Origin of the sequence: Bradyrhizobium sp. (genome assembly GCF_049691595.1) — a bacterium.
Taxonomy (GTDB): domain Bacteria; phylum Pseudomonadota; class Alphaproteobacteria; order Rhizobiales; family Xanthobacteraceae; genus Bradyrhizobium.
In genome coordinates this window covers 1-4,720 of sequence record NZ_JBAVNZ010000298.1, presented here as the reverse complement: position 1 = coordinate 4,720, position 4,720 = coordinate 1, and the positions used below count along the sequence as shown (strand labels likewise).

Annotated in this window: 4 protein-coding genes; 1 reads left to right on the top strand and 3 read right to left on the bottom strand. The window is 64.9% G+C overall.

Features of this window, described 5'->3' with window-relative positions:
* Window positions 1–259: 259 nt before the first annotated feature.
* Window positions 260–1,099 (bottom strand): aldo/keto reductase, encoded by an 840-nt coding sequence (locus tag WCE35_RS13385; RefSeq protein ID WP_424593828.1) that lies wholly within the window; start codon window positions 1,097–1,099, stop codon window positions 260–262.
* 19 nt (window positions 1,100–1,118) lie between these two features.
* Complete coding sequence (locus tag WCE35_RS13380; protein ID WP_424593829.1) at window positions 1,119–2,024, bottom strand: SMP-30/gluconolactonase/LRE family protein; 906 nt, start codon at window positions 2,022–2,024, stop codon at window positions 1,119–1,121.
* A 294-nt stretch (window positions 2,025–2,318) separates the two neighbouring features.
* On the opposite strand from WCE35_RS13380, the gene WCE35_RS13375 reads away from it, so the two are divergent.
* On the top strand, window positions 2,319–2,861 hold the full coding sequence (locus WCE35_RS13375) for a hypothetical protein (protein WP_424593827.1): 543 nt from the start codon (window positions 2,319–2,321) through the stop codon (window positions 2,859–2,861).
* Window positions 2,862–2,940: 79 nt separating this feature from the next.
* Here WCE35_RS13375 and WCE35_RS13370 read toward each other — a convergent pair.
* On the bottom strand, window positions 2,941–4,720 hold a 1,780-nt coding region (locus tag WCE35_RS13370; protein WP_424593826.1), incomplete at its 5' end, for a molybdopterin-dependent oxidoreductase.

Below are 4,720 nucleotides of genomic sequence, written 5' to 3'. Positions count from 1 at the left end.
GCCGGTCGGCGCGCGCCGGCGCGGCGCGGGCGGCGGACTTCTTCTCGGGCAATGGCAGGTCGGCGCGGTGCAGCCTGGCGGCTGCGGCGGGGGGCGGGGTCACGGCAAACTCTTAAGGCGGCGATGGTCGAATCGGGCGAGCCTCTAAAGAACGCCAATCGAAGCGGACCACAAGGCCCGAAAACGAGATTCCGATATGCGCGATTGCGCGTGGCGGACCGCCGCAGCCATTGAGACGCCTTGCTAGCGACTATGGCCGCTACAGCATTGGCAAACCGCGCGGTTTCGGGCCGCGCGGAAACGCTTTGTCGAGCGTGGCAATCTCGCTTTCGCTGAGCCTCAATTGCCCCGCCCGGGCGTTGTCGGCGGCGTGTTCCGCGCGCGAGGCTTTCGGGATCGCGAACACCGATGGCGCGCGCGTCAGAAAACCCAGCGCGACCTGGCGCGCGCTCGCCTTGTGAGCGTCGGCGATCGTCTGCAGCACCTGCCCGGCCCGGCTGTCCGGCGACGGAAAATCATCGTGCCCGAACGGCGAGTAGGCGACGACGGCTGTGCCATGCGCCTCGCACCACGGAATCACCGCGTGCTCGATCGCGCGCTCCCGAAGATGATAGAGCACCTGATTGCAGGCGATCCTGCCCTCGCCGGCCACCTCGCGCATTTCGTCGAGATCGTCGGCGTCGAAATTGCTGACGCCCCAGGCGCGGATTTTTCCCGATGCGACGAGCTCGTCGAATGCGGCCACGGTTTCCTGCAGCGGATACGATCCGCGCCAGTGCAGGAGATAGCAATCGAGCCGGTCGGTCTTCAGCCGCTTGAGAGAACGTTCGCAGGCGGTGACGGTGCCGCGCCGCGAGGCGTTGCTCGGCAGTACCTTCGAGACCAGGAAGAGATCGTCGCGTTGTCCTTCGATCGCATCCGCGATTACCAGTTCCGCATCGCCATACATCTCCGCGGTATCGATATGGGTCATGCCGAGGTCGATGCCGCGGCATAGCGCGGTGACGGCGGCCTTGCGATCGCCGCGGTCGAGATACCAGGTGCCCTGCCCGATCACCGGCACCCGCGGGCCGTTGCCGCCGAATTTCTCCGTTCGCATCATCGCCTCATTGGTCCTTCTACGTCCCGGCGTCCAGCACGCCGATATCGGCCACCAGCACGGTGCCGGTCGCCGATTCCGTGATGTAGAGGCGATCGCGCCTGGCGCCGCCGATCGCGACATTGGTGCAGCTTGGCCCGGCGCAGGATTTGATGCGGGCGATCAACTCGCCATTCGGCGCGAACACGAACACGTGGCCGAGCGAGGCATGCGCCACGAACAGCCGGCCCGCCTGGTCCATGGCCATGCCGTCGGGCCCGCTGGTGCCGAAGGTCGTGCAGAACCGGCCGACTTTTGAGACGCTGCCGTCCCTCATGAACGGCGCGCGCCAGACCGAATTGTCGCGGGTCATCGCCACGAACAGCGTGGCCTCGCTCGGATCGAGCACCAGGCCGTTGGGGCTGATGCCGGTATCGATCAGGCAATCGAGCCGGCCGCTGGTCGCGAGCCGATACACCCGCCCGGTCGGATCGTGAAGCCCGGTCTGCCCCTGGTCGGTGAAATAGATATCGCCATTGGTAGCGATATGCAGGTCGTTGCAGCCGCGAAACGATTCCGAATTGCGCGAGGTCAGCACCGGCTTCATCCGCCCTGCGCTTGCGTCGAGCTCCATGATGCCATGCCTGTAGTCGGCGACCAGGATGCGCCCGTCGCGGCCGATCTTCAGCCCGTTCGGCCAGCCCTCATATTCGACCACCAGCGACCACTTCTTGTCCGGTGAAATCCGGAAGATGCGTCCGAACGGGATGTCGACGATGTAGAGATGGCCATCGGCGTCGAAGGACGGGCCCTCGATGAAGCAATCGGTCAGCTGACCCGGCCGGTTGGCGTCGGCCCAGTCGGTGCGAACCTTGCGCCGGAATTGGTCGGGCATCGCCGAGAAGATTTCGGTTGGAATGAGTTTTGGCGGAGTATCGAGATACATCATCGCGCGGGTTCACCTGCGTTTTTCGAGGCTGGTGCACCATAGAGGACGCGATGATCGCCGTCGATTGTCTCGCCGCGCGACGCGAAAAACGCGGATGCTGGTCCGGCGTTGCAAGCCGACGGGCTGCGAGAATGCCGCGCGGTCACGGTTTTCCGCGTTGCAAAATCATGTTCGCGCCACTTTTGGTTGGTCAATCGCCTGTTGGACAGACCTGCGCATCTCGGCTCCAACGATTTATCTTGATCGCCAAGACGGATCCCGCAGTTTTGCCGACAACAGAGAAACTGCGCCATGGACTACAAATCGCTCACATCGCTGATGCTGCGAATGACGGGCGTTGTCATCATGGTGTGGGTTATCAGTGCCACGCCGCAAACGTTCGTCACCTTTTATTTCATGAAGGGTGCAACCCCGGACACCGCGGCTTGGCTGCTGGCGATCGTTGCGCCCGGCTTTTCCGTTCTGGTTGGCTTGCTGCTGATTTATTTCCCCGCCACGATTGCCAACAAAATCGTGTCCGCGGGTGCGGAGAGTCTCGACACGCTGAAGCTGCAGCAGCTCGCGTTTTCGGTCCTGGGCCTCTATTTTGTCTCGGTCGCCGTGTTCGATATGATCTACTGGCTTGCCAGGCTGCGCATTTACTTCGCGGTCTTCAACGATTTGAACTACGGTCAGCCCTTTCGCCTGACCCCCGAAGATTTCGCGGGCATCGCGTCGAGCTGTGCTCAACTCACCGCCGGCGTTCTCCTGTTGTTTGGCGGACACGGTCTTGCCAATATCATTCACAAGCTGCGCGCCCCGCCCGCTTCTCCGTCCGACAGACCGGGCTATTAAAATGGTGCTGCCAATGGGCATGCACACGCAGCAGATCGCTTCCGGCCAAATCGCGAATGCGTACTTGCCTGCAGACTGATTAACTGGCCGCGACCAACCGGCGTTGTTCAGGATGGGAGGTCGCTGCCTGCGCGACCAGCCGCTTCAATTCCGGAATGCAGGAGCCGCAATTGGTGCCGGCCTTCAGCTTGACGCCGATATCGGCGGCGGAACGCGCCCCCGCCGCGATGGCGTCGCAGATCGCGGTGCGGCCGACCCCGAAGCAGGCGCAGACGATCGGGCCGGCGCTCGCCAATCCGTCCGCCGATTTTCCCGACAGCAGCATGCGGCGCTCGGTGTCGCCGAGCGCATCGGCGGCGAACAAGGTCTTCACCACGTTCCAGTCGCCGGCGTTTCCCGCCGGTCCGATGAACAGGCAGGCCGCGATGCGGCCGCCGGCAAAGGATGCCGCGCGGTAAACACCGCCGCCAAAATCCCTGTACTCGGCAAGCTCGCCTCCCGCGACGGACCGCAGCCAGGATTGCCAGCCCGCCGGATCGGCATTGTCGGCGAACAGATAACCGTAGCCGCCATGGACGGCGACCCGCGCCGACCAGGCATGGTCAGGCAATTCGAGCGGCGTGCGCGACAACGCAAAACCGCGAAAGACGTATTCATACGGTGTGATCGACGCCGGCGTCGCCTTGTTCTCGGGCTGGCCCGAAAATGGATCGGTGATCGGTGCCACCAGCGCGCCGACGCGTGCGGCGGTTGCCGTGGCGTCGCTCCAGTGGATCGGCGCGAACAGCATGCCACGCTGCTGGCGGGCGCTGACGACGACTTTCAGCGTGCACTGGCCGTAGTCGGTCGTGACGCGGGCGAAATCGCCGTCGACGACGCCGGTCCCTGCCGCGTCGTCGGGGTGAACCTCGACGAACGGCTCCGGCAGATGCTGGGACAGCCGCGGGCTCAAGCCGGTGCGGGTCATGGTGTGCCACTGGTCCCGGACGCGGCCGGTGTTGAGCCGCAACGGGCGCGCGGCTGACGTCTCGGTCCGCAGTGCGGGAATTTCGGGTGCGACAAAGCGCGCCTTGCGATCGCCGGTGAAAAATCCGCCGTCGGCGAAAAAACGCGGCTGCGGCTGCCCATCCCGCCGGATCGGCCATTGTACCGGCGCCATCGCGTCGAAGGCCGCGTCCGACAGCGATTTCAGCGCGCCGATGTCGAAATCGCGCCCGCCGTCATTCTCGAAATCCGACAGCGCGGCGTGCTCGCGGAACACATCCGCCGCCGAATCGAAATCGAATGCCGCGCCAAAACCGAGGCGCCTGGCGACTTCGCCAACGATCCACCAGTCGGGCCGGGTTTCGCCCGGAGGCTCGAGGAACGCGCGCTGCCGCGAGATGCGCCGTTCCGAATTCGTCACCGTGCCGGATTTCTCGCCCCAGGCCTGCGCCGGCAACAGCACATGGGCGCCGGCATCGACGGTGTCGTTGCCGCGCACATTCTCCGAGACCACGAACAGTTCGAGTTTTTTCAGCGCTAAGCGCGCGGCGTCGGCGTCGGGCAGCGACACCGCCGGGTTGGTGCCCATCACCCACAGCGCCTTGATCTCGCCGCGCGCGATCGCCTCGAACATCTGGACCGCCTTCAGTCCTTCATGGGCGGCAATGCGCGGCGCCTTCCAGAACCGGCGCACGCGATCGATATCCGGCGGCGTAAATCCCATGTGGGCGGCGAGCTGGTTGGCGAGCCCGCCGACCTCGCGCCCGCCCATCGCATTGGGCTGTCCGGTCAGCGAGAACGGCGACGCGCCCGGTCTGCCGATCCGTCCCGTCGCCAGGTGACAATTGACGATGGCATTGACCTTGTCGGTGCCC

Coding starts and splice junctions, on each gene's coding strand:
- WCE35_RS13385 (WP_424593828.1), bottom strand. CDS start 1,099: ATGCGAACGGAGAAATTCGGCGGCAACGGCCCGCGGGTGCCGGTGATC.
- WCE35_RS13380 (WP_424593829.1), bottom strand. CDS start 2,024: ATGTATCTCGATACTCCGCCAAAACTCATTCCAACCGAAATCTTCTCG.
- WCE35_RS13375 (WP_424593827.1), top strand. CDS start 2,319: ATGGACTACAAATCGCTCACATCGCTGATGCTGCGAATGACGGGCGTT.